At 65.7% G+C, this 1,398-nt stretch carries 2 protein-coding genes; one reads left to right on the plus strand and one right to left on the minus strand.

Annotated features, from left to right (window positions below):
- On the plus strand, window positions 1-711 hold a 711-nt coding region (locus AB0E19_RS38710; RefSeq protein ID WP_362189944.1), incomplete at its 5' end, for a LamG-like jellyroll fold domain-containing protein.
- 28 nt (window positions 712-739) lie between these two features.
- On the opposite strand, the gene AB0E19_RS38715 is transcribed toward AB0E19_RS38710, so the two are convergent.
- On the minus strand, window positions 740-1,398 hold a 659-nt coding region (locus tag AB0E19_RS38715), incomplete at its 5' end, for an SOS response-associated peptidase (RefSeq protein WP_362189947.1).

Below are 1,398 nucleotides of genomic sequence, written 5' to 3' on the forward strand. Positions count from 1 at the left end.
GCGATGGTGCTGCGCGCCTACGCCAAGTACCTCCGGCAGGCGAGCTCGCCCTTCAGCCAGGACTACATGGAGGACACCCTCCGCAACAACGTCCATGATGCTAATAGCGCCATCACCGGCGTCATTCCGGTTGGGACGGGTGTCCCGCTGACGCCGGCAGGCGCGAACCCTGGGCCTGAGATGTCCGCCGCATCTGCATATGGCGATTTTTCCGTCGCCAAGTATCCGAGCGTGGCACTCAGCCGCACCCTGTTGGGCACTGCTGCCTACTTCTCCGGAGTGTTTTCGATCCTGGCCTACTGCAGGCGCGGCGCGATCAGCGCGGTGGCCGCGCCCATCGTCCAGCCTGGTGGAACTGGCGGAACGATGACTGCGCTGCAGTGTGGTGCGGATGGCGCGTGGCAGGCATGGCACAAGAACAGCGGTCTGACCCTCACTGGCCCTGCGCCGCCCGATAGTTCTCCGCATCTGATCATCGCCAGCTTCGACGGAACGACGCTTCGCGCCCAGGTCGATGGTTATGCCCAGAGGTCTTCCGTTCCAACCGGCAATGTGCCGGCCGCAGCTGATTTCAGCATCGGCGGCAACAGCAACAACCGCTTCGTCGGCGACATCAGCGACATCGTCATCCTTGGAACGCCCATCCTTGAGGCTGGGCAAGCCGGCTTGCTTTCGCAGTGGCGCGCGTACTTCAACGAGACGTATGGCTGAAGACGTCCGGGCCGAAAACGGCGGTGGATCACGCCACGCGGGTCAACAGCTCCTCTCGGTTGTTCCGCGGCGTGTTAACCGCGCGGCTGACCCGGTAAGCCTCCATGGACGGGGGCGTGCTGGCCAGCAGCATGGCCATCGCGTCGTCGGCGCCGGCTGCGATCCAGTCATCGATCTGGCCGGCCTGCAGCCACACAGGCATGCGGTCGTGGATGTCGGCGGACACGCCGCTGCTGTCGCCGGTGATGATTGTGAAGGTGCCCAGGTTGCCGTCGGGCAGCAGGGGGCTAGTGTCCTCCCACAGGCCGGCGGCCAGTAGCGGCCCGGTGGCGTGGATGAACCACGGGTCCTTCTTCCCGTCCTCGGGGCTCACTGACCACTCGTAGTAGCCGGCCATCGGGATCACGCACCGGCGCTTCTTGAAGGCCGACCGGAAGGCGGGCTTGGTGGCCACTGTTTCGATGCGGGCATTGATGGTCGAGCCCTGCAGCTTCTTGTCCTTCGCCCAGAACGGCAGCAGGCCCCACGCCAGGCGGGTGACCTGCCGGCCTTCGCCGCGGTCCAGGATTACCGACGCTCGCTGTGTCGGCGCAAGGTTGTAGCTGGGCTGGATCTCGGCCAGGCCGGGGGCAAGGTCAGCGAGCCCCGGCTGGCCAAAGTCGACAACGGGGAGCTGGACGAATCGGC

This window comes from Streptomyces sp. NPDC047974, from assembly GCF_040653375.1.
GTDB lineage: Bacteria > Actinomycetota > Actinomycetes > Streptomycetales > Streptomycetaceae > Streptomyces.